The 26,370-nt window shown below is 57.5% G+C and carries 29 protein-coding genes; 10 read left to right on the top strand and 19 right to left on the bottom strand.

What is annotated here, in order from left to right:
- Positions 1 to 16 precede the first annotated feature (16 nt).
- Complete coding sequence (locus QMG15_RS08775) at positions 17 to 1,054, top strand: TRAP transporter substrate-binding protein (protein WP_281788291.1); 1,038 nt, start codon at positions 17 to 19, stop codon at positions 1,052 to 1,054.
- A 64-nt stretch (positions 1,055 to 1,118) separates the two neighbouring features.
- Here the strand turns inward: QMG15_RS08775 and QMG15_RS08770 are convergent, their stop codons facing one another.
- From QMG15_RS08770 to queE, 6 genes are read right to left on the bottom strand one after another with little or no spacing between them, the layout of a single operon-like run.
- Positions 1,119 to 2,393, bottom strand: coding sequence for an Hsp70 family protein (locus QMG15_RS08770; protein WP_281788290.1), 1,275 nt, complete (start codon positions 2,391 to 2,393; stop codon positions 1,119 to 1,121).
- A gap of 8 nt (positions 2,394 to 2,401) precedes the next feature.
- The gene (locus tag QMG15_RS08765) at positions 2,402 to 3,112 is read right to left on the bottom strand and encodes a YebC/PmpR family DNA-binding transcriptional regulator (protein WP_108360023.1); all 711 of its coding nucleotides are present in this window, start codon (positions 3,110 to 3,112) and stop codon (positions 2,402 to 2,404) included.
- Positions 3,113 to 3,145: 33 nt separating this feature from the next.
- Positions 3,146 to 3,550 (bottom strand): RNA-binding S4 domain-containing protein, encoded by a 405-nt coding sequence (locus QMG15_RS08760; protein ID WP_281788289.1) that lies wholly within the window; start codon positions 3,548 to 3,550, stop codon positions 3,146 to 3,148.
- On the bottom strand, positions 3,550 to 4,245 hold the full coding sequence (locus QMG15_RS08755) for a haloacid dehalogenase type II (RefSeq protein WP_281788288.1): 696 nt from the start codon (positions 4,243 to 4,245) through the stop codon (positions 3,550 to 3,552). Before QMG15_RS08755 ends, QMG15_RS08760 begins: the two co-directional genes overlap by 1 nt.
- Positions 4,246 to 4,247: 2 nt before the next feature.
- Complete coding sequence (locus QMG15_RS08750; RefSeq protein ID WP_281788287.1) at positions 4,248 to 4,619, bottom strand: 6-carboxytetrahydropterin synthase; 372 nt, start codon at positions 4,617 to 4,619, stop codon at positions 4,248 to 4,250.
- The gene (queE, locus tag QMG15_RS08745; RefSeq protein WP_281788286.1) at positions 4,616 to 5,251 is read right to left on the bottom strand and encodes a 7-carboxy-7-deazaguanine synthase; all 636 of its coding nucleotides are present in this window, start codon (positions 5,249 to 5,251) and stop codon (positions 4,616 to 4,618) included. The genes QMG15_RS08750 and queE overlap by 4 nt, the downstream gene beginning before the upstream one ends.
- Before the next feature lie 53 nt (positions 5,252 to 5,304).
- Between queE and QMG15_RS08740 the strand changes: the two genes are divergently transcribed.
- Positions 5,305 to 6,033, top strand: a complete 729-nt coding sequence (locus tag QMG15_RS08740) for an ABC transporter substrate-binding protein (RefSeq protein ID WP_281788285.1) — start codon at positions 5,305 to 5,307, stop codon at positions 6,031 to 6,033.
- A gap of 15 nt (positions 6,034 to 6,048) precedes the next feature.
- Positions 6,049 to 6,696 carry a trimeric intracellular cation channel family protein gene (locus QMG15_RS08735; protein WP_281788284.1) on the top strand — a complete coding sequence of 216 codons (648 nt, stop codon included), beginning with the start codon at positions 6,049 to 6,051 and terminating at the stop codon, positions 6,694 to 6,696.
- Between the two features lie 63 nt (positions 6,697 to 6,759).
- Here QMG15_RS08735 and QMG15_RS08730 read toward each other — a convergent pair whose 3' ends face one another.
- From QMG15_RS08730 to QMG15_RS08675, 12 genes are all read right to left on the bottom strand, one after another.
- Positions 6,760 to 7,638 (bottom strand): 2-hydroxy-3-oxopropionate reductase, encoded by an 879-nt coding sequence (locus tag QMG15_RS08730; protein WP_281788283.1) that lies wholly within the window; start codon positions 7,636 to 7,638, stop codon positions 6,760 to 6,762.
- 22 nt (positions 7,639 to 7,660) lie between these two features.
- The gene (locus QMG15_RS08725) at positions 7,661 to 8,599 is read right to left on the bottom strand and encodes a 2-hydroxyacid dehydrogenase (RefSeq protein ID WP_281788282.1); all 939 of its coding nucleotides are present in this window, start codon (positions 8,597 to 8,599) and stop codon (positions 7,661 to 7,663) included.
- A gap of 16 nt (positions 8,600 to 8,615) precedes the next feature.
- Positions 8,616 to 9,581: a tripartite tricarboxylate transporter substrate binding protein gene (locus tag QMG15_RS08720; protein WP_281788281.1), complete on the bottom strand. Its 966-nt coding sequence runs from the start codon at positions 9,579 to 9,581 to the stop codon at positions 8,616 to 8,618.
- Between the two features lie 29 nt (positions 9,582 to 9,610).
- Positions 9,611 to 10,396, bottom strand: coding sequence for an aldolase/citrate lyase family protein (locus tag QMG15_RS08715; RefSeq protein ID WP_281788280.1), 786 nt, complete (start codon positions 10,394 to 10,396; stop codon positions 9,611 to 9,613).
- Positions 10,397 to 10,416: 20 nt separating this feature from the next.
- On the bottom strand, positions 10,417 to 11,748 hold the full coding sequence (gene gudD / locus QMG15_RS08710) for a glucarate dehydratase (RefSeq protein ID WP_281788279.1): 1,332 nt from the start codon (positions 11,746 to 11,748) through the stop codon (positions 10,417 to 10,419).
- Positions 11,749 to 11,773: 25 nt separating this feature from the next.
- On the bottom strand, positions 11,774 to 12,736 hold the full coding sequence (locus QMG15_RS08705; RefSeq protein WP_281788278.1) for a tripartite tricarboxylate transporter substrate binding protein: 963 nt from the start codon (positions 12,734 to 12,736) through the stop codon (positions 11,774 to 11,776).
- Between the two features lie 38 nt (positions 12,737 to 12,774).
- A complete protein-coding gene (locus QMG15_RS08700) occupies positions 12,775 to 13,749 on the bottom strand; it encodes an SMP-30/gluconolactonase/LRE family protein (RefSeq protein WP_281788277.1) in 975 nt (324 codons plus the stop codon).
- Positions 13,750 to 13,753: 4 nt separating this feature from the next.
- A complete protein-coding gene (locus QMG15_RS08695) occupies positions 13,754 to 15,037 on the bottom strand; it encodes a TRAP transporter large permease (RefSeq protein WP_281788276.1) in 1,284 nt (427 codons plus the stop codon).
- Complete coding sequence (locus QMG15_RS08690; RefSeq protein ID WP_281788275.1) at positions 15,028 to 15,516, bottom strand: TRAP transporter small permease; 489 nt, start codon at positions 15,514 to 15,516, stop codon at positions 15,028 to 15,030. Before QMG15_RS08690 ends, QMG15_RS08695 begins: the two co-directional genes overlap by 10 nt.
- A 9-nt stretch (positions 15,517 to 15,525) precedes the next feature.
- A complete protein-coding gene (locus QMG15_RS08685) occupies positions 15,526 to 16,506 on the bottom strand; it encodes a TRAP transporter substrate-binding protein (RefSeq protein ID WP_281788274.1) in 981 nt (326 codons plus the stop codon).
- A 26-nt stretch (positions 16,507 to 16,532) separates the two neighbouring features.
- Positions 16,533 to 17,342 carry an NAD(P)-dependent oxidoreductase gene (locus QMG15_RS08680; protein ID WP_281788273.1) on the bottom strand — a complete coding sequence of 270 codons (810 nt, stop codon included), beginning with the start codon at positions 17,340 to 17,342 and terminating at the stop codon, positions 16,533 to 16,535.
- A gap of 111 nt (positions 17,343 to 17,453) precedes the next feature.
- The gene (locus QMG15_RS08675) at positions 17,454 to 18,503 is read right to left on the bottom strand and encodes a LacI family DNA-binding transcriptional regulator (RefSeq protein WP_281788272.1); all 1,050 of its coding nucleotides are present in this window, start codon (positions 18,501 to 18,503) and stop codon (positions 17,454 to 17,456) included.
- A gap of 98 nt (positions 18,504 to 18,601) precedes the next feature.
- Between QMG15_RS08675 and garD the strand changes: the two genes are divergently transcribed.
- Genes garD through QMG15_RS08660 form a run of 3 tightly spaced genes read left to right on the top strand, consistent with a single transcriptional unit; the run spans position 18,602 to position 21,839 of the window.
- Positions 18,602 to 20,146, top strand: a complete 1,545-nt coding sequence (gene garD / locus QMG15_RS08670) for a galactarate dehydratase (RefSeq protein ID WP_281788271.1) — start codon at positions 18,602 to 18,604, stop codon at positions 20,144 to 20,146.
- Positions 20,147 to 20,170: 24 nt separating this feature from the next.
- Positions 20,171 to 21,151 (top strand): tripartite tricarboxylate transporter substrate binding protein, encoded by a 981-nt coding sequence (locus QMG15_RS08665; RefSeq protein ID WP_281788270.1) that lies wholly within the window; start codon positions 20,171 to 20,173, stop codon positions 21,149 to 21,151.
- Between the two features lie 46 nt (positions 21,152 to 21,197).
- Positions 21,198 to 21,839 carry a glutathione S-transferase gene (locus QMG15_RS08660; RefSeq protein ID WP_281788269.1) on the top strand — a complete coding sequence of 214 codons (642 nt, stop codon included), beginning with the start codon at positions 21,198 to 21,200 and terminating at the stop codon, positions 21,837 to 21,839.
- Here the strand turns inward: QMG15_RS08660 and QMG15_RS08655 are convergent.
- Positions 21,836 to 22,702 (bottom strand): alpha/beta hydrolase, encoded by an 867-nt coding sequence (locus QMG15_RS08655; protein ID WP_281788268.1) that lies wholly within the window; start codon positions 22,700 to 22,702, stop codon positions 21,836 to 21,838. The genes QMG15_RS08660 and QMG15_RS08655 overlap by 4 nt on opposite strands.
- A gap of 25 nt (positions 22,703 to 22,727) precedes the next feature.
- Here QMG15_RS08655 and QMG15_RS08650 point away from each other — a divergent pair, with 25 nt between their 5' ends.
- The 4 genes from QMG15_RS08650 (at position 22,728) to QMG15_RS08635 (ending at position 26,363) form a co-directional block, all read left to right on the top strand.
- On the top strand, positions 22,728 to 23,471 hold the full coding sequence (locus QMG15_RS08650; protein ID WP_281788267.1) for a 16S rRNA pseudouridine(516) synthase: 744 nt from the start codon (positions 22,728 to 22,730) through the stop codon (positions 23,469 to 23,471).
- 149 nt (positions 23,472 to 23,620) lie between these two features.
- Positions 23,621 to 24,580, top strand: a complete 960-nt coding sequence (locus tag QMG15_RS08645) for a YncE family protein (protein WP_233246953.1) — start codon at positions 23,621 to 23,623, stop codon at positions 24,578 to 24,580.
- 8 nt (positions 24,581 to 24,588) lie between these two features.
- Positions 24,589 to 25,362, top strand: a complete 774-nt coding sequence (locus tag QMG15_RS08640) for a polysaccharide deacetylase family protein (RefSeq protein WP_281788266.1) — start codon at positions 24,589 to 24,591, stop codon at positions 25,360 to 25,362.
- Complete coding sequence (locus tag QMG15_RS08635; RefSeq protein ID WP_281788265.1) at positions 25,350 to 26,363, top strand: sterol desaturase family protein; 1,014 nt, start codon at positions 25,350 to 25,352, stop codon at positions 26,361 to 26,363. The genes QMG15_RS08640 and QMG15_RS08635 overlap by 13 nt, the downstream gene beginning before the upstream one ends.
- The last annotated feature ends 7 nt before the right edge of the window (positions 26,364 to 26,370 follow it).

Raw genomic sequence — 26,370 nt, 5'->3', positions numbered from 1 at the left:
TTAACTGGAGACAAAAATGAAAACTCGTTTTCTTAAAGTAGCCGCTGCTGCCGCTTTCACCGCCGCAGCCCTAGGCCAAGCAGCATCGGCCCAAGAAGTGACACTGAAGGTGCACCACTTCTTGCCCGCATCGTCATTTGCACAAACCTTGTTCATTCAACCTTGGTGTGACCGCATCGCCAAAGAGTCGAACAACAAGATGAAGTGCCAAATTTATCCATCCATGCAACTCGGTGGTTCGCCCCCTCAGTTGTTTGAACAAGCACGTGATGGCGTGGCCGACGTGATTTGGACATTGCCTGGCTACACCGCTGGTCGCTTCCCATCCATCGAAGTGTTTGAATTGCCCTTCATGATGCAAAGCCCAGAAGCCACCAGTAAAGCTCTCTGGGACTATGTGGACCAATACGCCAAACCTGAGTTCAAAGACGTCAAGCCTCTGGCTTTCCACGTCCACGCGGATGGCGTGTTTCACATGACCAACAAGCCCATCCGCACAGCGGCTGATTTGAAAGGGATGAAACTGCGCGCCCCCACACGCATGACGACCAAGTTCCTTGGCTTGTTGGGTGCCACTCCAGTGCCTATGCCAGTTCCTCAAGTGGGTGACGCACTCTCCAAAGGCGTCATTGATGGTGCAGCGCTGCCTTACGAAGTGATGCCCGCCATGAAGATTCAAGAGCTGGTGAAATTCCACTCTGAAACTGACCCTGCTGAGCCTGCTTTCTACACGTCAACGTTCATCTTTGCGATGAACCAAGCCAAGTACGACTCTTTGTCGCCTGAGCTGAAAAAAGTGATTGACCGCAACAGCGGCCAATCGTTGTCTGGCATTGCTGGCAAAGCGTTCTTGCAAGCCGACATCGAAGGCAAGAAGCTCACCACCAAGAACACCACCAACGTGATTCCAAAAGCTGAATTGGAAAATTGGAAAAAGATTGGTCAACCCCTCGCCGATGCTTGGGTGGCTGACATGAACGCCAAAGGCCAAAACGGCAAACAAATGCTCGAAGGTGCGAAGGCATTGATTGCCAAGCACGCTGCAGGCAAGTAAAGCGTTTCTCGCATGAAAAGAGGGCCGCAATCGCGGCCCTTTTTTTCGTCTGTTCGGTTTGTGTTCAGTGACGGCTGTAGACCAAACCCGAAGCCACACCGCCAAACAAATCGCCTTCTACCAATGGCACGCCCGCAAACTCAGTTTGCAGTGCTTGCTGAAATGTGCGCAGTGCCGATGAGCCACCGGTGAGGTAAATGGCATCGGGCTTGCCGTGCGTCAGCCCTGCGCGTTGCACACACTCGCGTGCGCACGCCACGGTGCTGGCCAGCAGTTGTGCCAAGTGGGCGTGCAAGTCGGTGGGGCTGAGTGAGGCAGCCAAACCTGTTTCGACATACGACAAGTCAATGCGTGTGTCGTGGTCGGTTTGTGAGCAACGAATTTTGGCTTGCTCCACATCGTGGGCCATGTGGTGACCGTAGCGCTCGGTCAGCACGCGCATCAATCGGTCATGCAAGCGCACATCGCTGTAATTGACTTGCAAGGCTTTGGCTTGCGCCATGGCCTTGGGTTGGTATTGCCAGTTGATCAAGTGCCAGGTGGACAAATCAAAAAACACGCGGTTGGGCACTTCTCGGTGTTGCGGGCCCATGTGGCCGTAGCCCAGCAAGGGCATCAGTTGGCCCAAGCTCAGCCTTTGGTCAAAGTCGGTGCCGCCAATGTGTACGCCGGTGGTGGCTAGCACATCATCCGCACGGTTGAGTTTGTGCATGCGCTCAGGCCCTAAACGCACCACGGTGAAGTCAGACGTGCCACCACCAATGTCGGCCACCAGCACGGTGGTTTCACGTGTCAGGCGTTGTTCGTAGTCCAGCGCGGCGGCGATGGGCTCGAGTTGAAATGCGATGTCTTTGAAGCCCACGGCTTCAGCCGCATGGCGCAACGAGGCTTCGGCTTGTGCATCACGCGCCGCATCGTCATCCACAAAATGCACGGGGCGGCCCATCACCACGCGTGTGGGGTCCACGCCTAAGTGACGGGTGGCACGTTCACGCAAAGTGGCCAGATACGTGGTGATGATGTCTTGGAAGCTCACCAACTGGTTGTTGATGAGCGTGGTCTCCATCAGCAGCGGGCTGCCCAGCAGGCTTTTGAGCGAGCGCATCAAGCGTCCCTCGGTGCCTTCTAGGTAATGCGTGATGGCTTCGCGGCCAAAGTGGGTGCTGTTCTCTTCGGCGTTGTAAAACACAGCCGTCGGCATGGCCAGCGCATCTCCCTCCAAGGGGATGGGTTGGGCTTTTCCTTGTGGCTCAGCCCAAGCGATGGCCGAGTTGGAGGTGCCGAAGTCAATGCCTAAAGTGCCGGGCTTGCCTTGTTGCGCTTGCGTGATCGCTGTCATGTATGAAGTTAACCCAGCAGCCCCACGTAGACGTTTTGGACATCGTCGTTGTCGTCAATGGCAGAGAGGAAGGCTTCGACTTCTTCTAGAGCTGCGGCGCTCAGGTTCGCTGGGTCAACGGGGTTTTTGGGCTTGTAGCCCAGCTTGGCTGACAACACATTGAAGCCGTGTGCGGGCAGGGCGCGGCTCACGAGGTCGAGGTCAGCGGGGTCGGTGATGAACACCGAGGTGCCTTCGTCGCCCGCTTCAAAGTCTTGCGCACCTGCTTCGATGGCGGCCATTTCGGCATCGGCATCGGGGGCGGTGGGTTCGGCTTCAATCAGACCAATGTGGTCAAAGTCCCATGACACGGAACCTGATGTGCCGAGCTGGCCTTTGCGAAACAACACACGCATTTCGGGCGCGGTGCGGTTGACGTTGTCGGTCAAACACTCAACCATCACCGCCACTTGGTGGGGTGCGTAGCCTTCGTAAATCACGCGTTCAAACTGAACGGACTCGCCTGTCAAGCCAGCGCCTTTTTTGATGGCGCGGTCCAACGTGTCTTTGGGCATAGACACTTTGCGGGCCTGCTCCATCACCATGCGCAGGCGCGCGTTGGCTGCGGGGTCTGCACCGTTGCGTGCCGCCACCATGATGTCTTTGGCCAATTTGCTAAAAACGCGGCCCTTGGCATTGGCGGCTAAGTCTTTGCCTTTGGCTTTCCATTGAGCTCCCATGTGTGTGTTCCTTTATGTTGTGTATTGATGTGTTTAGGTGTCGGTACTCGCGCTCCAGCGCTCGTTCCATGCGTGTTCAATTTGGCGACGGTCACGCTTGGTGGGGCGGCCGTGCTCGATGCTGTGTGCAGGCTCTGACGCCATGCGGTTTTGTTCAGCAAGCTTTGCGCGCAAAGCCATGCTCTCAGCTGTTTCTTCGTACAACAGTTGCGCCACGGGCGCTGGGCCACGCGCGGCGCTGATGCCTTTGACTTGAACTGTCTTGGTGATGTTGCCTTGGCGCACGGTGAGGGTGTCGCCCACCTTCACTTCACGCGCAGGCTTGACGTCTTGGCCATTGATTTGCACGCGGTGTTTGGTCACTTCATCACACGCGAGGCTGCGTGTTTTGTAGAAGCGTGCGGCCCACAGCCACTTGTCGATGCGCAGGCTGTCCATCAGTGGTTGAACACGTCCAGCACGCGTGTCAGGTCGTGGCCGGTGTAGCTGGGGTGGGGGGCGATGGCTTCAAAGGGCAACTGTTGGCGATTCACCCACAGCGTGGTGAAACCAAACCAAGTGGCACCCAAGGCGTCCCAGCCGTTGCTGGACACAAACAAAATATCTTGCTTCTCAGCGGGAATGGTTTGTTGCACCAAGCCGTAGGCTTCGGGCGAAGTTTTGAACAGGCGAATGGGGTCCACCGAGATGACGTGGTCAATCAAGTCAGCCATGCCTGCGCTGGAGACGGCGGTGTTGAGCATCTCAGGACTGCCGTTGGAGAGGATGGCCGTGGTGATGCCACGTTCTTTCAAACTTTGCAGCACGCCCAAGTTCTCCGCAAAAGGCGTGAGCTTGGCGTATTGGCCCATCAGGGCGTCCACATGTTCCGGCTTGGCATCGAGCTTGAAGCGTTCGAGTGTGTAGAGCAAGGCGCTGCGCGTGATGTCCCAAAACGATTGGTAGTAGCGGCTGCCTTCTGCGCGATGTGGGTCAGACATCGTGATGAGTCGCGTGTAGTCAATCTGCTTGTCGCGCCACAGCACCGAGATGGCCGCACCTTGGCCGGGGTACAACTGCTCGGCCAACGCGCCAATCGAATACACATCAAACAAAGTGCCATAGGCATCGAACACCACCGCTTGGATAGCCATGCTCAGTCCTCGTTGGGCAGCAAGCAGCAGGTGTCGCCACTGGCGGGGCGCTCAATCTTGATGCGGTGGATGTTGGGCAACGTCTCTTTGAGGTCGTTGTAGATGAAGGCGCACAGGTTCTCGAGCGTGGCGGGGCCGAGACCTGGCACTTCGTCGAGGAAATGGTGGTCAAGCTTGTCGCGCACTTTCTCGACTTCTTGGCGCAGAAATGCGAGGTCCATCATCATGCCGGACTCGGGGTCAGGCTTGCCTGCAATGGTCACTTCGGCGTGATACGTGTGGCCGTGGATGCGCAGGCTACCCTCTGCATCAATTTTGCGGCGCAGGGTGTGGGCGGCTTCAAAGTAGAAGCGCTGGCTGAGTTCGTATGTCATCGGATGCCAATCAACTTATGGGTTTGCACGCTCAAACGCCAGCGCGGGTGCGATTGGCAATAGGCCACGGCCGCTGCGGTGTTGGCCGCAGCATGGGGCCCATCCATGGGCTGCAAATAAAAATGTTCAAAATTCAAAGATTCATACAGCGCGGGCTCTGCGCCCACTTGCGGAAACACCAGCTTGAGCTCTTGGCCCGCTGCCACCACACGCTGGCTACCCGCCTTGGGGCTCATGCACAGCCAGTCAATGCCTTTGGGTGGAAGCACGGTGCCATTGGTTTCCACCGCAATGGTGAAGCCATGCGCATGCAGGGCTTCGACCAAAGCCTCGTCCACTTGCAGCAAGGGCTCGCCACCCGTCAGCACCACAAAGCGGTGCTCGGTGTCATTGACTGGCCAAAAGCTGGCAATGGCGGCGGCCAAGGCTTGGGCGCTGTCAAACTTGCCGCCGTGTGTGCCATCGGTGCCCACAAAGTCGGTGTCGCAGAACTGGCAAATGGCCGAGCTGCGGTCAACTTCCCTGCCGCTCCACAGGTTGCAGCCGGCAAAACGGCAAAACACGGCGGGTTGCCCGGCATTGGCGCCTTCACCTTGCAAGGTGTAGAACATTTCTTTCACGCTGTACGTCATGCCGCTATTTTCGCAGCAAGTTACGTGTCACCTTTTTGTGGGCCAATTGGGGCATGACCAACCTTTCTCAAACCTTCGCACCCACCGGTGAACTTCGCGTCGCCATCAACGTGGGCAACCCCATCTTGGCCCGCCGCCACCCTGAGACGGGTGAGCCCGAAGGCGTGTCGATTGACCTTGCCACCCAACTGGCTCAGCGCTTGGGCGTGCCCTTGAAGTTGGTGGTGTTTGAAGCCGCCAGCAAATCGGTGGAAGCCGTGTCGGGCGAAGAGGCCGATGTGGGCTTTTTTGCCATCGACCCGCTGCGCGGTGCCGCCATTGCATTTACAGCGCCCTATGTGTTGATTGAAGGCGCGTACATGGTCAAGCAAGAGTCGCCTTTGCACAGCAATGATGAGGTGGACCAAGCCCAACACACCGTGGTGGTGGGCAAGGGTAGTGCTTACGACCTGTACCTGAGTCGCGAAATCAAACACGCACAACTGGTGCGCAGCCCTACCTCGCCCGAAGTGGTGAGCTACTTTTTAGAACATGGCCACGATGTGGCGGCTGGCGTGAAGCCCCAGCTCGAGGCGGAGCTGCCTCGCATCCCCGGCCTGCGCATGCTGCCCGGCCACTTCATGGTCATTTCTCAAGCCATGGGCCTGCCCAAGAGCCGTGGTGAAGCCGCTGCCGCCTATTTGCATCAATTCGTGGAAGACATGAAAGCCACAGGTGTGGTGGCCCAAGCCATGGCGCGTCACCGCATTGAAGGTGCGACACTTGCACCTTTGGCTAACTAACAAAAGGTTTGGGCGATGGACGTCTTGACGACGCAAACCCTCTCAGGGGTGCAAACAAGCATTGAGATTGCAGGCACGGTGGCTTTTGCCTTGTCTGGCGTGATGGAAGCTGCCCGCAAAAAGCTTGATGCCGTGGGCGTGTGCGCTGTGGCCAGTGTGGCGGCCTTTGGTGGCGGCACCTTGCGCGATGTGTTGCTGGACCGCCGCCCCTTGTTTTGGATTGAGCAGTCTTGGTATTTGTGGACGGTGTTGGCGTTGTGTTTAGCCGCGATGTTTTTGATGCGCGCCAAACATTTCAAGCCCACCGAAAAATCCATTCAGTGGCCCGATGCTTTGGGCTTGGGGCTGTTTGCTGCCAGTGGCACGCAAATCGCGCTCGGCATGCAAATGCCGGCGCTCATTGCTGTGTTGATGGGCGTCATCACCGCCACCTTTGGCGGCGTGTTGCGTGACATCGTGTGCAACGAAATTCCCACGGCGTTTCATGACCACCATCCTTATGCCGTGTGTGCGTTTGCCGGTGGTTGGGTGGTGGTGCTCTTGCACTACTTGGGCTTTGACCCGAATGCGGTGGTGGCGATTGGTGCCGCGACCGTGACGCTGTTGCGCTTGGCCGCGTTGCAGTTGGAGTGGCGCTTGCCCACGTGGAAAATTGAAGACTGAACACCTGCCACCTGAAACAAACAAACCCGCCTAGGCGGGTTTGTTTTTGTGTGCGGTTGCTGTTTACTTGGCGGTTACTTCGTGAGCCGCCATCAACTCCAGCGACTTCACCAAGGCTGAATGGTCAAGCTGCCCCCAACCGTTGGATGCACAAGCTTGCATGAGCTGTGCCGCCGATGCGGTTTGTGGCAATGACACGCCAATGGCTTTGGCGCCGTTGAGGGCCAAGGCCAAATCTTTTTGGTGCAAGGCAATGCGAAAGCCGGGGTCAAACGTGCGTTTGATCATGCGCTCGCCATGCACCTCCAAAATGCGGCTGGATGCAAAGCCACCCATCAGCGCGGCACGCACTTTGGCAGGGTCGGCGCCTGCTTTGCTGGCAAACAGTAAAGCTTCGCCCACGGCCGCAATGTTCAAGGCCACGATGATTTGGTTGGCCACTTTGGTGGTTTGACCGTCGCCATTGCCACCTACGAGGGTGATGTTTTTTCCCATCAATTCAAACAAAGGCTTGACGGTGTTGAACGTGGCTTCTGCACCGCCCACCATGATGGTGAGGCTGGCGGCCTTCGCGCCCACTTCGCCGCCTGACACGGGCGCATCCAGGTATTCGCAGCCGAGGGCATTGATTTTTTGCGCAAAGGTTTTGGTGTCCATGGGCGAGATGGAGCTCATGTCCACCACGATCTTGCCTTGACTCAAACCTTCGGCCACGCCGTCTTTGCCAAACAACACAGCGTCCACATCGGGTGTGTCGGGCAGCATCAAAAAGATGATGTCTGCATGGCGTGCCACGTCGGCGTTGGTGGCGCACACTTGTGCTGCACTGAGTGCCTCGGGCACTTTGCTGCGGGTGCGTACAAACATTTCGTGCCCAGCGGTGAGCAGGTGCTGCGCCATCGGTGTGCCCATGATGCCTAGGCCAATAAATCCAATTTTCATTTTTCTCTTTCTGTGAGTTGTTTTAGGCTGCAGAAATTAAGCAACCGGCTTTGAAGAAACTGGTCAAATTGTCAAACACGCGATCGGCCATGGCGTGTCGTGTTTGTTGCGTTGCGCTGGCGATGTGAGGGAGCATCACAATGTTTTCAAGATGCATCAATCTTTCCGGCACATGGGGTTCATTGGCAAAAACGTCGAGGCCGGCGCCCGCAATTGTTTTTTTCTCAAGTGCCTCGATCAGCGCGAGTTCATCGACCACCGAGCCACGTGCAACGTTGATGAGAAATCCTTGTGGGCCCAGTGCCGACAGTACATCGGCGTTGATCAAGTGTTTTGTTTCTGAACCGCCTGCGGTGATGACGATCAAAAAGTCGGACCACTTGGCCAATTCGAGGAGTGACGGTGCATGTGCCCATGTGACATCGGCCACAGGATTGCGGGCGTGGTAACGAATCTCCATGTCAAAGCCGATGGCACGTTTGGCAATGGTTCTGCCAATGCGACCCATGCCCACAATGCCCAGCTTGGCACCGCTGACTTTGAAGCCTAAGGGGAATGTGGTGGTGCTCCATTTTTTGTCACGAACAAAACGGTCTGCCGCACTCAGGCCTCTGCCGATATCCAGCATCAACCCAAATGCGGTGTCGGCCACGCAATCGTTGAGCACATCGGGGGTGTATCCCACCGCAATGCCACGCGTCTTGGCATGTGCCACATCAATTTTGTCTAAACCGACACCAAAATTAGAAATCACACGCAAGCTGGGGAGGCGATCCACCAAGTCGTTGGACACGCCAATGGCCGCTGAGCTGACGAGGCCTGTGATGCTGGCCGCGTGCTCTGCCAAGAATGCGTGTGCTGCCTCTGGGTTGGCAGGCAAGGTCAAAAGTTCGTAGGACTGCGCCAGCCTGGATTCAAGGGGGCCAGGGAGTCGACCGACGTTGAGAAGTTTTGTTTTCATGTGTCGTGCCTGAAGATCAGTCGGCGGTGATGCCGCGTTCTTTGATCACGGCGGTGTAGCGCTTGCGATCGTTGTCGATGAGTTTGCTGAAGTCAGCAGGTGTTGTGGCTTTGGGAATGCCGCCTAGATCAATCAAACGATTTTTCACTTCGGGCGTCTCAATGATTTCTCGAACATCTGCTGAAATTTTTTCCAGAATGGCTACGGGGGTTCCCGCAGGTGCAACCAAGCCAATCCAGCTGATCGAGTTGAAACCCGGAATGCTGCTTTCGGCCAAGCTCGGCACATCTGGTAAGGCGCTCACACGCTGCTCGCTGGTGACGGCTAGGGCGCGCAGTTTGCCCGCTTTGATGTGGCCACTGGCTTCTAAAACGGTCATGAACGACAGTTGAACGTTGCCGGCCAACAAATCGGTGATCGCTGGCCCGCCACCTCGGTAGGGCACGTGAACAATGAAGGTGCCAGTGGCATCTTTGAACATTTCTGCGGCCAAGTGCGGGCCGCCACCTGCGCCAGAACTGCTGTAGTTCAATTTGCCGGGTTGATTTTTTGCGAGTGCAATAAATTCTTTGGCTGATTTCGCCGGGACCGATGGGTTGACCATCATCGCCAACGGCAATTCAGCCACCAATGAAATCGGTGCAAATGCTTTGTCTGGGTCGTAGGGCAGTTTTTTGTACAGCGCCGGGTTAATGGCTTGTGTGCCCAAGTTACCCATGAGAAGGGTGTAGCCATCCGGTTTTGCTTTGGCAACAAAATCTGCGCCCACTTGTCCTGCCGCGCCACCTTTGTTGTCGATGACGACAGACTGGCCCCATTTCAAGCTTAACTTTTGTCCCACGATGCGGGCACCTGTGTCGGTGCCACCGCCAGGTGGGAAGGGAACCACGATGGTGACGGGTTTGTCGGGCCAAGCAAAAGCTGGCGCTGCACACAACACCGTCAAAGCCAGCGCAACCAAGGAACGTGAATAGGTCATCATGATTTGATCTTTCTGATGTGGCCCAAGCCTCAGTAGCCGCCGCTTGCTTGTGGTTGTGTGGCACGCATTTTTGAAATGACTTGTTGCGCACCTGCGGCCATCAAACGTGCATCCGAGCTGATGGTGACGAATTGAAAACCTTTGGCAATGCGTTTTTGTGCAGATTCAGGCGTGCCGTTGTGAATGCCAGCCACCACGCCGTGCGCTTTGGCGCGCGCCAAGATGTGGTCCACCGCCTCGGCTGCTTTGGGGTCGAGGTCGTCGAAGGTGGGGTTGCAGCCCAAGGCCAAAGACAGGTCGGAGGGGCCGATGTAAATCGCATCCAAACCTTCCACCGACAAGATGTCGTCCAAGTTGTCGAGCGCAGCAGCGGTTTCAATCATGGCGAAGGTGACGATGGTGTCGTTGGCGTGCTTGGGGTAGTCAGCACCACCGTAGAGTAAGGCGCGCACGGGGCCAAAGCTGCGTGTGCCTTTGGGCGCGTAGTGGGTGTAGGCCACCAATTTTTGCGCGTCTTCTTTGGTGTTGACCATGGGGCAAATCACGCCGTAAGCGCCTGCGTCCAAAGTCTTCATCAAGATGCCGGGCTCCAACCAAGGCACGCGCACCACGGGCACGGTGGCGGTGGTGGAGATGGCTTGCAGCATGGTGACCATGGCTTGGTAGTCGACCACACCGTGTTGCAAATCGATGGTGAGGGAATCCCAGCCTTGGTGGGCCATGGTTTCAGCAGAAAAGCTGTTGGGGATGGCGAGCCAGCCATTGACGACGGCTCCGCCTGCTTGCCAAATTTCTCTGATTTTGTTGGGGCGCATAAATGTCAGGGGTGAAGTTTTTATCGAACCATGCAAGGACGTTTGTGGTCAAACGTCCAGCCGGGAATGAGGTATTGCATGGCCATGGCATCGTCGCGCGCGCCCAAGCCGTGTTGCAGATACAGCTGGTGGGCTTTTTCAACTTCCACCATGTCCAGCTCAACACCTAAGCCAGGCTTTTTGGGCACTTCCACATGGCCGTTGACGATTTGCAAAGGCTCTTTGGTCAGACCTTGGCCATCTTGCCAAATCCAATGGGTGTCGATGGCGGTGACTTTGCCGGGCGCTGCTGCTGCCACGTGGGTGAACATGGCCAGCGACACATCGAAATGGTTGTTGGAATGCGAGCCCCAGGTCAGCCCCCAATCGCGGCAGGTTTGCGCCACGCGTACCGAGCCGGCCATGGTCCAAAAGTGCGGGTCTGCCAAGGGAATGTCCACGCTTTGCAGCGAGAGCGAATGCACCATTTGTCGCCAGTCGGTGGCCACCATGTTGGTGGCGGTGGGCAAGCCGGTTTCGCGGCGGAACTCGGCCATCACTTCGCGGCCGCTGAAGCCTTCTTCTGCACCGCAGGGGTCTTCGGCATAAGCCACCACGCCGCGCATGTCGCGCATCAAACGCACGGCGTCTTTCAGCAGCCAGCCGCCGTTGGGGTCTAGGGTGACGCGTGCTTGTGGGAAGCGTTGGTGCAAGGCGGTGACGGCTTCAATCTCAGCCTCGCCCGCGAGCACGCCGCCTTTGAGTTTGAAGTCGTTGAAGCCATATTTCTCTCGTGCGGCTTCGGCCAAACGCACCACCGACTCGGGGGTCATGGCCTTTTCGTTGCGCAAGCGGAACCAGGCGTTGTCTGCCTCGTGTTCAGAGCGATAGGGCAGGTCGGTTTGGGTGCGGTCGCCGATGAAAAACAAATAGCCCAACATCTCCACCGAGCTGCGTTGCTGGCCTTCGCCCAAGAGCGCGGCCACAGGCACGTTCAGGTGTTGGCCAAGCAAATCGAGCAAGGCAGATTCAACAGCCGTCACGGCATGGATGGTGGTGCGCAAGTCGAAGGTTTGCAGGCCCCGCCCGCCCGCATCGCGGTCTGCGAAGCGGGTGCGTAGCGTGTTGAGCACCGCTTGCACATTGCCAATGCTTTGGCCCACCACCAACTCGGTGGCGTCTTCCAGCGTGGCGCGGATTTTTTCACCCCCTGGCACTTCGCCAATGCCGGTGCGCCCCGCGTTGTCGGTGAGGATGAGCAAGTTGCGCGTGAAGAAAGCGCCGTGTGCGCCAGAGAGGTTCATCAACATGCTGTCATGCCCCGCAACGGGGATGACGCGCAACTGTGTGATGACGGGAGAGGTGTGAGGCATGGCGTGATGTCTAAGAGTGACCGACTCAGTCGGCTTTGATGTTGCGGGTGTCGATCAGCTTTTTCCAACGTGCAAATTCAGACGCTTGGTAAGCGGTGAATTGCTCAGGTGTGTTGGCCACGATCTCGAAGCCCAAATCCAGCAACTTGGTTTTGACTTGCGGGTCATTCAAACCGGCCACGATGGCAGCATGCAACTTGGCTTTGATGTCCGCAGGCAAACCTTTGGGGGCCGCAATGGCTTGCCATGAATACACATTGGCTTCTTTGATGCCCAGCTCTTCGAGCGATGGCACATTGGGCAAGAGCGGTGAGCGCTTGGCGCTGGTGATCGACAGTGGGCGCAACTTGCCCGCCAAGATTTGCGGCATGGCGGTGTTGATGTTCATGAACGACGAGTCCACTTGGCTCCCTAGCAAATCGGTCATCACAGGGCCACCGCCTTTGTAGGGCACGTGGATGCCGGTGGTGTTGGTTTGCAACCAAAACAACTCGGCGGTGAGGTGGTCGCTGCTGCCGTTGCCCGAAGAGGCAAACGTCATTTTGTTGGGATTGGCTTTGAGGAAGGCAATCACATCGGCCATCGATTTGTGGGGTGAGCTCGCGGGTACCACCAACACATTGGGCGCTTGCACGGCGATGCTGATGTAGTCGAAATCTTTCAGCGCGTCATAGGGCACTTTGGCCAACAGATGCGGTGCAATCACATAAGGACCGAGGGACGACACCAACAGCGTGTGGCCATCAGCAGGGGCGCGTGCCACAAAGCCTGCGCCAATCGTGCCGGTGGCACCGGCTTTGTTGTCGGTGATGAAACTGCCGCCCAGTTTTTCTTGCAGCTTGGGTGCCAAGGTGCGCGCAATCAAATCGGTGGCGCCACCGGGTGGGAAGGGCACGACCAAGGTGACGGGTTTGTCAGGCCACGCGTGTGCCGCGCCCATGAACAAGGCACTGGTCAGCATGGCTAAGAGCAGATGGCGTTTTTTCATTGTGGTTCTCCGTGTCGATGGGGTATGGCTGTTGGCGCTCAAATTGCACCGCGTGTGTTGGTGTAGATGGCGTACAGCGAATGGCTGCTGGCCATGAACAGTCGGTTATTTTTTGCACCACCAAAGCACAAGTTGGCGCAGCGCTCAGGCAGATGGATGTGACCAATGGCGGTGCCGTCAGGTGCGAACACGCGCACGCCATCAAGTTCTTCGGGTTGGGCGTGTGCCGAGCCGTCGCTGCCCCAGCCACACCAAATGTTGCCGTCGATGTCGACCGCGATGCCGTCCAGCGCACCTGGGCCTTGGGCATCAATGGCCAAACGTTTGTTGGACAAGGTGCCTTGGGCACTCACGTCATACGCCCACACTTTGCGGTGTGGTTTGGCGCGGCTTTCCACCAAATACAACACCGACTCGTCGGGTGAGAAGGCCAAACCATTGGGGCCTTGCACATCGGTCAGCACTTGTTGCAGCTGACCATCGCTGGGGTGGATGCGGTACAGCGCATGGGGCAGTTCGGCCACGGCTGCATCGCCTTCCCAGTCGCCTGAAATACCAAAGGGCGGGTCTGTGAACCACACCGCACCATTGCGTTGGCACACGATGTCGTTGGGCGAGTTCAAGCGTTTGCCATCAAACGCATCGGCCAGCACGGTGATGGCCCCGTTGTATTCGGTGCGCGTGATGCGGCGTGTTTGGTGTTCACAGGTGAGCAAGCGGCCTTGCGCATCACGCGCCAAACCATTGGCGTTGTGCGAGGGCTTACGAAACTCACTCACGTGGCCCGATGCATCGTCCCAACGCAAGATGCGGTTGTTGGGAATGTCCGACACCAACAGACAGCGGCCATCGCCAAACCACACCGGACCTTCGGCCCAGCGCATGCCCGTGGCCAACTGTTCAACGCTGGCGCTGAACAAACGCAGTTTTAAAAAGCGCTCATCCAACACCTCAACGCGTGGGTCTGGATAGCGTGCGTTGACTTCAAAGGCAATGCCAGGTCTGTCAGTCATGGTGTTATTTCAAAATCAAATTGGGCAACCACATGGAGAACGCAGGCACATAGGTGACCAGCATCAAGGCGGCAATCAGGCCGCCGTAGAACGGCCAAATGGTTTTCATCACGGTACCCACCGACACTTCACCAATCGTGCAGCCCACAAACTGGGTGGTGCCGACGGGCGGGGTGTTCAAGCCCAACGCGCAGTTGATGAGCATGACGATGCCGAATTGCTCGGTGCTCATGCCCATTTGTTGACAGATGGGCAAGAAGATGGGCGTGCAAATCAAAATCGTGGCCGCCATGTCGAGAAAGGTGCCCAGCACAAACAAGATGACGTTCACGCACAAGAAGATGACCCAAGGCGTGGCACTGATGCTCGACAGCATTTGCCCGGTCAATTCAGCCACACCGTACAAGCCAATCAAGTAGCCAAACATGGAGCTGATGCCAATCAGCAGCAACACCGCGCCCGTGCTTTTGACGGCTTTGGCTGCTGCTTTCAATAACTGTTCGCGGGTGAGCTTTTTGTAAACCATCGTGGCCAAGAACAACGCCCAAATCACCGCCACAGAGGCTGACTCAGTCGCCGTGAACGCGCCCGACAAAATGCCCACGATGATGATGACCACCACCAACAGGCCTGGCAACGACTGCGCAAACGAATGTCCCACCACGGCCCAACCTGGGAAGGTGCCAGCAGGGTAGCCGCGCTTCACGGCCACGGCATAAGCCGCCACCAAGTTACAAATGGTCAACACAATGGCTGGCACGATGCCCGCCAAAATCAAGGCTGCAATGCTCACCTTGCCGCTGGCCGCCAGCGTGAAGATGATGAGGTTGTGGCTGGTGGGCATCAAGGCGCCCACCAAGGACGCATGCGTGGTCACGTTGACCGCGTAGTCGGCGTCATAGCCTTCTTTTTTCATTTGCGGAATCAACACCGCACCCATGGCTGACACGTCGGCCACGGGTGAGCCCGACACGCCACCAAACAAGGTGCATGCCAGCACGTTGCTCATGCCCAAACCACCGCGCACATGACCGGCGAGCGACTTGGCGAAATCCACAATCTTGTCGGCGATGCCGCCGTACATCATGATTTCACCGGCAAAGATGAAGAAGGGAATCGCGAGGAACGAGAACGGGTTCATGCCCGAAATCATTTGTTGAAAACCCACCGCCAAAGGCAAGCCTTCAAACAACAAGGTTGCCAAAGACGACAAACCAATCGAGAACGCCACGGGCACGCCCAGCAGCAACAGCAGCGTGAAGCTCACGCACAAAATGGTCAATGCCATGATGGCTCCACCTCTTCACCGCGAATCAAAGCAATGATGTGTTCAATAGAAAACAAGGCAATCAACACGCCGGCCATGGCAGGCGGGACGTATTTGAAAGCCTCGGACAACCCGAGGGTTGGGATTTTGTAATCCCACACGCTTTGTGCCAGCACGGCACAGTTGTAGGCCATCACCACGCCAAAGCCTAAAACGAGGACGTGGATGAGCAACTCCATCTTCAAGCGCACGGTATCGGGCACCAGCACCAACAAAGATTCCAAGCCAATGTGGCCGGCATCGCGTACGCCCACGGCCATGCCCAGCATGGTCACGTAGAGCACGAGCAACACGGCACCACTCTCCGCCCAAGTGGGCGTGTCGTTGAGCACGTAGCGGCCAATGACTTGGTAGAGCACAGCGGCAATCAGCAGCACGAGGCCGCTGACGCCCACCTTCAAACAAAGCCGCGCGAGGGCGGCACAAAAGCGTGTGTACATGGATGACTTTTATTTAACGGCGTTGATGCGTTTGACCATGTCTTGCAGCTTGGGGTCTTTCAAGAACTTGTCATACACAGGCTTCATCGCGGCTTGGAAGGGGGCTTTGTCCACATCGATGATTTCAGCGCCGCCAGCTTTGACGATGGCCAAAGATTTGGCTTCACGCTCGTCCCACAGCTTGCGCATGTAGGTCACAGACTCTTTGGCGGCTGCACGAATTTGTTTTTGCTCGTCAGCAGACAGCGTGTCCCACACCTTCTTAGAGAAGAGCAAGATTTCTGGAGCCATCGAGTGCTCGGTCTTGTTGTAGTACTTGGCGACTTCAAAGTGACGTGAGCTCTCGTAAGAGGGGTAGTTGTTTTCCGCGGCATCGACCAAACCGGTTTTCAGCGCGGTGTACACCTCGCCGTAGGGCATGGGTGTTGCGTTGGCGCCCATGGCTTCGAGCAGTGACACCCACAAATCGCTTTGTTGCACGCGCACCTTCAAACCTTTGGCATCGGCCAAGGTTTTGATGGGCTTCTTGACGGTGTAAATCGAGCGTGCGCCAGAGTCATAAAACGCCAAGCCGATAAAGCCTTGGGCTTCGCAGTCTTTCAAGATTTCTTCACCAATCGCACCGTCCAGCACTTTGCGCATGTGGTCGGTCGAGCGGAACAAGAAGGGCATGGTGGGCACCATGGTGGCGGCACAGATGTTGTTCATGGGGGCCACGTTCACGCGGGCCATGGCGATGGCACCGAGCTTGGTTTGCTCAATCGTGTCCTTCTCGTTGCCGAGAGCAGACTTCGAGAACACCTTGATGCTGTGCTTGCCATTGCTGGATTTGTTCAGTATCTCGCCCATATGACGCACGGCTTGCACGGTGGGGTAGTCGTCGGGGTGAATGTCAGACGAGCGGAATTCGGTGGCGTGTGACGCCAACGCAAACAGCGAGGTGGCCGCAGTGGCTACCAAGGTCTTGAGCAAATTCGAACGTGCGTTCATGGGTGTCTCCTGTTGTGGTTAGAAATTCAGAAAGGGCCGGCTTTGACAAAACCACCGCCTTGGTAAATCACGGCGGGGTCATTCAAATCGAGGGTGAGTTGCTTGGCTTCTACGGCGGCACGGAACGGCTCAGAGCTGTCGAGTGGGCGGTAGCCAATGTGTTTGGCGGGGGTGTTGTCCCACCACACGTGGTTGTTGTCGGACATGCCGTAAATCACGCTGTAGCCGACAACGGGGGAGTTGAGGCTGGCAATGACCAAGCGCTCCAAGTCGTCGAAGCTCATCCAAGTGGCGAGCATGCGGCGGTCTTTGGGTTCTGCGAATGAAGAGCCAATACGCAGGCACACGGTTTCAATGCCATAGCGGTCAAAGTAAAAGCGGGCGAGGTTTTCACCAAAGGCTTTGCTCAGGCCGTAATACCCATCGGGACGCACGGGCATGGTGGCATCGACCACTTCGTCTTGGCGATAAAAGCCGGTGACGTGGTTGGAGCTGGCAAACACGATGCGGCGTGTGCCGTGGGTGCGGGCGGCTTCGTACAGGTTGTAGGCGCCAATGATGTTGGCTTGCACGATGTCGTCAAACGGTTGCTCGGTCGAGATCCCGCCCAAGTGCACCACCGCATCCACGCCTTCGAGCAGCTTGAACACAGCAGGGCGGTCTTGCAAAGGGACGGGCATGATTTCTTCGCCAGCGTGGGCAGTGCCCAAATCGCCCAAGTCACTGACGCGCAGCACATCGCAGCGCGCTTTCAGACGCGGACGCAAAACACGTCCTAGGCCACCGGCGGCACCTGTTAGCAACAGGCGTGAGTACATGTGTGAGGAGGTAGCCATAAATGTGACGTCAAGTTTGGGTTGTGCGATGTTTGCGTTGAGGTTAATTTGGTAGCGCTACCAAATTGAATGAACGCATGTTAGCCACGCCAAAACGGGTCGTCAATGCTTTTACGTCAGGGTTTTCGCTAGGGCTGTGCTGTCGCGCTCGATGATGGAAAAGCCCACATCCACAATGCGCGGATCCACCGTGCGGCCCTCGGCACGGTCCATCAAAAAGCGGGCTGCGAGCGTGCCAATTTGCCCGCCATTGATGCGCACGGTGGTGAGCGCAGGCACCATGTCGGCCACAAAAGGCACATCGCCAAAGCCCATCACGGCGATGTCGTCTGGCACGGTCAAGCCACGTGCGCGGGCTTCGGTCATGACGCCCAAAGCGAGCAGGTCGGAGCTGCAAAAAACAGCTTGCGAATCTGGGGCTTCAGCCAAGATACGGGCCATGGCTTCGCGGCCACTTTTGAGTGAGCGCGAAGCGCCCACATTGGCGACAAACACAGGGGGCAAACCCAGTTGCGCCACGGTCTCTTGAAAGGCGACGGTGCGGCGGTCGGCGCGCTCATCTTCGGCGCGCACGATGGCAAATTTTGTGTAGCCTTTGCGCATCAGAAATTGGGCCACTTCACGGCCAATTTCCGAGTGAGAGAAGCCAATCAGCATGTCAATCGGTGTGGGGGTCAAGTCCCAGGTTTCGACCACCGGAATGCCCGAGGCCAGCAAGCGCGTGCGCGCCTTGCCTGGCGGCAAGATGCCGGTGATGAAAATGCCGTCGGGGCGGCGACCAATGATGGCTTCGAGCAGCAGCTCTTCGCGCTCGGCGGAGTAGCCCGATTGGCCCAGCATCAGTTGGTAGCCTGCATCAAACAAGGTGCCGTTCAAAGACTCGATGGTTTCCATGAACACCGACACTACCGTGCTGGGCACCACGGCTGCAATCAGGCGACTGCGCGAGGAGGCCAAACCACCGGCCATGCGGTTGGGCACGTAGCCGGTGCGTTGCACCGCCTCTTGCACTTTGCGCAACACATCGGGCGAGACTTGGTTGGGCGTGTTGATGGCCCGTGACGCGGTGATGGGGGCCACGCCTGCGAGCATGGCCACATCGCGCAGGGTGATGGCACCGCTGCTGCGGCGTGAGCGTTTGGGCTGTTCTTTGTCGGTCATGAAATTCTTTGGCGTGTCTACTTGCACGTTCGATTATGGTACCGCTATCATTGCGTTTGTAAAGGCTTTGAACCTGAGCCGAATGATAGGAGACCTTGATGACCCCACTCACCATCCGCATGCAGCCTCGAGACAACGTGGCGATTGTGGCCAACCACGGTGGTTTGCCCGCAGGCACCCTGTTGCCAGATGGCTTGTGCTTGCGTGACGCTGTGCCCCAAGGGCACAAGGTGGCGTTGGTCGATATTCCTGCGAATGGTGCGGTGCTGCGCTATGGCATTGCGATTGGCTACGCCTTGAAAGACATTCCTGCGGGCAGCTGGGTGCATGAGCGTTTGCTGCAAATGCCGTCCGCCCGCGAGTTGGACAACTTGCCTATAGCCACCGTGAAGCCTGAACCTTTGCCGCCGCTGGAGGGCTACACCTTCGAGGGCTACCGCAATGCCGATGGCTCTGTGGGCACGCGCAATATTCTGGCCATCACCACCACGGTGCAATGTGTGTCGGGCGTGGTTGAGTTTGCCGTGGCGCGCATCAAGGCTGAGTTGTTGCCCAAGTTTCCTCATGTGGATGACGTGGTGGGCCTTGAGCACACCTATGGTTGCGGTGTGGCCATTGATGCCGATGGTGCAGAGATTCCCATTCGCACCCTGCGCAACATCAGCCTCAACCCCAACTTTGGCGGTGAGGTGATGGTGGTCAGTTTGGGCTGCGAAAAATTGCAACCCGAACGCTTGATGCCACCTGGTGCCATCCCCATCAACGACCAACGCGGTGAAGCGCTTGATGTGGTGTGTCTGCAAGACGATGCACATGTGGGCTTCATGTCCATGATTGACGACATCATGCAAACCGCCACGCGCCACCTCGAACGCCTGAACTTGCGCCGCCGCGAAACCGTGCCTGCCAGCGAGCTGGTGGTGGGTGTGCAGTGCGGTGGCAGCGACGCGTTTTCGGGCGTGACGGCCAACCCTGCTGTGGGCTACTGCACCGATTTGTTGGTGCGCGCTGGCGCGAGCGTGATGTTCTCCGAGGTGACCGAGGTGCGCGATGGCATTGACCAACTCACCTCACGCGCGACCACGCCCGAAGTGGCCGAGGCCATGATTCGTGAAATGGCTTGGTACGACGCGTACCTGGCACGTGGCCGTGCAGACCGCAGTGCCAACACCACGCCGGGCAACAAAAAAGGTGGCTTGTCCAACATCGTGGAAAAAGCCATGGGCTCGATCGTCAAGTCGGGCTCTGCGCCGATTTCGGGCGTGTTGTCGCCGGGTGAAAAGCTCAAACAAAAAGGCCTGATTTACGCCGCCACACCAGCCAGCGATTTCATTTGCGGCACGCTGCAATTGGCCGCAGGCATGAACTTGCATGTGTTCACCACGGGGCGCGGCACGCCTTATGGTTTGGCGGAAGTGCCGGTCATCAAAGTGGCCACACGCACAGACCTGGCCCGCCGTTGGCATGACCTGATGGATGTGAACGCCGGCACCATTGCCGATGGCACCAAGACGATTGAAGAGGTGGGCACTGAGCTGTTTCAGCTCATGCTCGATGTGGCCAGTGGCCGCAAAAAAACCTGGGCTGAACATTGGAAGTTGCACAACGCCTTGGTGTTGTTCAACCCCGCGCCTGTGACCTGAAGACAAAAACGAAGGAGACAAAACATGACACACGCCACATCAAATCGTCGGCATTGGCTGGGCGCTCTGGGCTTGCTGCTTGGCAGTTGGTGCTTGGGCGTCAGTGCGCAAAGCTGGCCGAGCGGGCCCATCAAAATCATCGTGCCGTACCCGCCCGGTGGCTCGTCCGACATCATTGCGCGGGCCATCAGCCAGCCTCTGTCGGATGCGCTGAAGCAAACCGTGGTGGTTGAAAACCGTCCTGGCGCCAATGGCAACCTAGGCGCAGACGCTGTGGCCAAGTCCAAGCCCGATGGCTTGACGCTGTTGCTCTGCGACACGGGTGCTTTGGCCATCAGCCCCTCGGTGTACACCAAGCTCGCGTTTGATCCTTCCACCGACTTGCGCGGCGTCAGCATGTTGGCGTACTCACCGCACATGCTGGTGGTGCATCCGTCTGTGCCTGCGAATAATTTGCAAGAGTTGGTGGCCTTGTCCAAGAAAACGCCCATCAACTTTGCGGTGACGGCCATGGGCAGTGCGCCACATTTAGCCGGTGTGGCGGTGCAACGTGCCAGTGGTGCGTCATGGGTGTACATCCCGTACAAAGGTGGCGTGCAGGCCGTGACCGACACGATGGCGGGGCAAACCCAAGTGGTGATGAACGGCATGTTGGCCACCTTGCCGCATGTGCAAAGTGGCAAGCTCAAAGTGTTGGGTATTTCCAAAGGCACGCGCATGCCCTTGGTCGGCCATATCCCCACTTTGGCTGAGCAAGGGTTGACCGGCTTTGAGTCGGGAACTTGGCAAGGCGTGTTGGTGAATGCCGCCACCCCCAAACCGATCGTGGAGAAACTGCATGCCGAGTTGGTGAAGGTCATTCGCAGCCCCGAAATTCGCAGCCGCCTCACGGGCCAAGGCGCGGAAGTGGTGACCATGCGGCCCGACGAGCAAGATGCGTTCTTCAAACAAGAGCGTTCGCGTTGGCAAAAAGTGGTGATGGAAGAGGGCATTCGTCTCGACTAAAGCCACCCCGGTGTCCGTGCCGACGCCAAGCTGCAACAATCTTGGCGTGATTCCCGTTCTCTATTCCTTCCGCCGCTGTCCTTACGCTATGCGCGCTCGCTTGGCTTTGCGTGTGAGTGGTGTCGCTTATGAACACCGCGAAGTGGCGTTGAAAGCCAAGCCCGCCGACATGTTGGTGGCCTCGCCCAAAGGCACGGTGCCGGTGTTGTGTTTGACTACGGGCGACGTGTTAGAGCAAAGCTTAGACATCATGCGCTGGGCGTTGCAGCAAAACGATGCCGAGGCTTGGTTGCCCAACTTGCCTGACGAATGGACATTCACCAACGCGGGCATTGCTTTGAACGATGGCGAATTCAAAGCCCATTTAGACCGTTACAAATATCCGCAGCGTTTTGGCTTGATTGATGGCTTGCAGCACCGCACACAAGGTGCCGAGGTCTTGATGCGGTGGCAAGCGCACTTGCAAACCCACGCGTTTTTGTCGGGTCATCGCTGGGGTTTGTTGGATGCTTGCGTGGCGCCATTTGTGCGCCAGTTTGCACGCACAGACCGTGCGTGGTTTGATGCACAGCCTTGGCCGCAGTTGGCGCAGTGGCTGGTGACATTTGAAAACTCAGAGGCGTTTGCTGCTGTGATGCACAAGCACCCGCTGTGGGCTTCGTCGCAGCTTGAACGCTTGCCTGCTTAGCCAGCAGCTTTCAAGAAGTCCATCACCAACTGCCACTGTGCAGGCACGTTCAACGCAGGCGCATGGCCGCAGCCCGCAATCTCCTCCGAACGCAACAAGCCTTTGGCACCCGGGCCGCGCGTGTGCATGGTTTGGATGGTGTCTGGCGAAATTAAATCTGAGTTGGCCCCACGCATCACCATCACGGGGATGTTCAGCGCATCGTATTCGTTCCACATGGGGTACTCAGGCACTTCGCGGAAAAACTGTTGGGTGATGTTGGGGTCGTAGTGCGGCGTCACGCGGCCATCGGGCAGGCGGCGGGTGGAGGTTTCGGTCAAGTGCGTCCATTGCGCATCGGTTTGAAAGCCAAACGGTGCATAGGCTTGGCGGAAGAAAGCCTCTAGTTCAGGCACGGTGTCAAACGCCGGGGGCTGGCCTGCGTAGGCTTTGATACGGTCTACCGCCGTCGCCGAGATTTCAGGGGCGATGTCGTTCAGCACCAAGCTGCGAATGCGGCCTTTGAAGGCGGGCAGTTCTAACGCCGCAGCGCACACCAAACCCAAAGCGCCGCCCATCGAGGTGCCAATCCAGTGGGCTTGGGTGATGTGCAGCGCATCCATCAAGTCCAGCGTGATGCGGGCGTAGGTGGCAAAGCTGTAGTCGTTTTTGGGGGCGTGGCTCCACTGGCTCAGGCCTCGGCCAATGGTGTCGGGGCAAATCACGCGGTAGTCGTCGCTCAGCTGCTCGGCCAGCGCATCAAAATCACGGCCTGTGCGTGCCAAGCCGTGCCAGGCAATGACCACGGGCAGCGAGGTGTCGCCCCACGCGGTGTAGTGGATGTTGAAGCCGTGGCATTGCAAATAGTGTGAGCTGGGTTTCATGGTGAGTTCAGTTTACGATTGCCCCATGCAATTGCAAGATATTTTGTATTCCCAAGGTTTTGGCACGCGCCGTATTTGCGCAGGTCTCATTCAACAAGGTTATGTGCAGGTCGATTTGGGCGAGGGCTTGGTCACCTGTGACGATGCACTGGAAGACATCGACGTGCTCGAAGGCCTCCCGTATTCGGTGCAGGGCGTGCTGTGGCCGTATCACGCCAAGGCCTATGTGTTGCTGCACAAGCCTGCGGGCTACGAGTGTTCGCACAAGCCTTCGGCTTGGCCCAGTCTGTACACCTTGCTGCCCCCCGCGCTGCGCCAACGCCCGCAAAAAAGCGCGGTCCAAGGCGTGCAAGCGGTGGGGCGCTTGGACCAAGACACCACGGGCATGTTGGTGCTGACCGACGATGGCCCGCTGATTCACCGCATGAGTTCGCCTCGTCACCATGTGCCCAAGGTGTACGAGGTGACCACGGACGCCCCGCTGGATGACAAACAAGTGCAACGCCTGCTCGATGGTGTGGTGCTGGACGACTCACCCAAGCCCGTCAAAGCCGCGGCGTGTGTGGCAGTGGCCGAGCACCACATGCGCCTGACCCTGACCGAGGGCAAGTACCACCAAGTCAAACGCATGTTGGCGGCGGTGGGCAACAAGGTGGTGGGGCTGCACCGTTCGCAAATTGGCGCCATGCCATTGCCTGCCGATTTGGCGCCGGGCCAGTGGCGTTGGATCAGCGAAGATGAGCTGAAGCTGCTAGCTACAAACGCTTAATTTTTCCCCGCGTTCGTGGCTTGTTTGCGTTGGGTCAAACGGATTTCGTTTGAAATCAAGCCCTTTGCGCAGGTGTGCGTAGCTTGGCTCGTTACACTGGACGCAGATTTTTCAAGGTGTTTTTTGTGTTTTTGATTCAACGTTTGACGCTGGCTTTGGCCAGTGCGCTGCTGTTGGCAGCAGCCCCTGTCGCGCAGGCTGGCAACCCCATTTTTGTGCTGAACTCGCAAGACGCGAATGTGAGCGTGATTGACTCCGCCACATGGAAAGAGACCCGTCGCATTGCCACCGGCAAAGAGCCGCATCACATCTACCTGACCCCCGATGAAAAATCGGTCATCGTGGCCAACGCGGGTGGCGACTCACTCACTTTCATCGACCCACGCACCGCTGACGTGCAACGCGTGGTGCGTGGCACCTTGGACCCGTACCAACTCCGTTTCTCGCCGGACATGAAATGGTTTGTCACGGTGGCCAACCGTTTGAACCACATCGACATTTACCGTTGGGATGGCAAAGAACTGACGCTGGCCAAGCGCATCCCTTCGAGCAAAACGCCCAGCCACATTTGGATTGACACCAAAAGCACCACCGCTTACGCCACCATGCAAGACAGCAACGAGTTGGTGGCGGTCGATCTAGCCACGCAAACCTTGAAGTGGCGAGTCAAAACAGGCGAAATGCCTGCGGACGTGTTTGGAACGCCCGATGACAAACACCTGTTGGTCGGCCTGACGGGCGGTGACCATGTGGAGGTGTATGACGTCACCGGACCACAAGCCAAGCTGGTGAAAAACATTCCCACCGGTGAAGGCGCACATGCCTTCCGTGCCTTGGGCGATGGTCGTCACGTGTTTGTGGGTAACCGCGTGGCCAACACGGTCAACAAGATTGACTACACCAAGCTCGAATCCGTGGCGCAGTTCAAAGCCCCAGGTGGCCCCGACTGCATGGAAGTGACAGCCGATGGCAAATTGCTGTTGGTCTCTTCGCGTTGGATTAAAAAGGTCAGCGTGATTGACATCGCCACAGGCCAACTGGTGCGTCAAGTCAAAGTTGGCAAATCGCCCCACGGCATTTGGACCCTAGACCACGCCAAGCGGTATTGATGATGCACATGCGTTGCTTAAGTTTTGGTTTCCTTGCCTCACTGAGCATCGCTGTACACGTGGCCCACGCTGCTGCGCCTTGCAGCAAGCCGTTGTACCTCACGTTTGACACGGGCCACATGGGCGTGGCCCCGCTGATTGCGGAGGTGTTGAACCGTCAAAACGTCAAAGTTACCTTTTTCGCAGCCAACGAACCTACCAAAGAGGGCGACGGTTCGCTGGGAGAGCATTGGGCCCCTTGGTGGAAGGCCCGTGGCGCAGAAGGCCACGCTTTTGCTTCGCACACGTTTGACCATGTGTATTGGCGCTCTGACTTGCCGCGTGGCAGCTGGCAGATGCGCCCCACAGCTGGCGCTAGCAAGGGCCAAACCGAGGTCTGGACCAGCCAACGCTATTGCGACCAGTTGCAACTTGCCAACACGCGTCTTGAGCAAATCACGGGCGTCAAACCCCTGCCTTTGTTTCGCGCACCTGGCGGTAAAACATCCCCCTCGCTATTGACCGCGGCCAAGCAATGCGGCTTTGCCCACGTCGGATGGGCCGATGCCGGCTTTTTGGGCGATGAGTTGCCCAGTGACAAATACCCCAATGCGCTGCTGCAACACCGCGCGTTGAGCAGCATCCGTTCGGGTGACATCTTGATGGCGCACCTGGGCATTTGGTCGCGCCAAGACCCGTGGGCCCCTGCGGTGCTGGAGCCCTTGATTGAAGGCCTCAAAGCCAAAGGGTTTTGTTTCGCGACGCTCAAAGACCATCCACAATTCAAAACATGGACGCGTTAATCGACCTCTTTGCCAACACCCAAGCTGCTTTGTATGAAGACGTGATGCAGCCCATCGCGTTCGCGGTAGGCCTGGGTAACCGCTTGGAAGATGTGTTCGACGGCACAGGCTGGCTGCTGGTGGGCTTGCTTCAAATTGTCGTCATGTTGTTGGTGATTGGCCCCTTGCAACGCTGGCGTCCCGTCGAGGCGGTGACTGACAAGCGCGCCGTTTACACCGATGTGATTTACACCCTCATTCACCGTTTGGGTTTGTTCCGCATCGTTTTGTTTTTGTTGATTGAACCTGTGCTGGACACGCTCATGGGCGCGTTGCGCGTGCAAGGCGTGGGCACTTTTCACTTGGAAGATCTGTGGCCGGGCGTGACCGATGGCCCGTTCACCAGCTTTGTGATTTATTTGGTGGTGTTTGACTTTGTCAATTACTGGTTGCACCGCGCCCAACACCAATGGCACTGGTGGTGGGCCTTGCACGCGGTGCACCACTCGCAGCGCCAGATGACGCAGTGGACCGACAACCGCAACCACTTGTTAGATGACTTGATCGGCGCCGTCATCTGGGTGTGCATCGCGCAGCTCATTGGCATTGCGCCCACGCAGTTTGTGGCGGTGGTGGCCATCACGCAGCTGTTTGAAAACTTTCAACATGCCAATTTGCGTGTCACTTTTGGTAAGTGGGGTGAGCGCTTGTGGGTCAGCCCACGGTTTCATCGTCTACACCACGCGATTGGTTTAGGGCATGAATCCAAGCTGAAGTCAGTGATGAGCGCTGCAGGTGAAGCGACCCGCGTCGGGGCCGCATTAGGCGGGCACAACTTTGGCGTCCTTCTGCCTTGGTGGGATGTCATGTTTGGCACCGCCAACTTCGATATGCGCTTCGAGCCCACGGGCATCCGCGACCAAGTGGAGCAGGGTGTGGATTACGGCGAAGGTTTCTGGTCTCAGCAGCGATTGGGTATCAAACGCCTCATGCAAGCCTTAGGTTTTTCATCCGCACGTTAAATAGCTG

The sequence above is a fragment of the Limnohabitans sp. INBF002 genome, assembly GCF_027924905.1.
Lineage (GTDB): Bacteria > Pseudomonadota > Gammaproteobacteria > Burkholderiales > Burkholderiaceae_C > Limnohabitans.
This window is presented reverse-complemented; position numbering and strand designations above follow the sequence as displayed.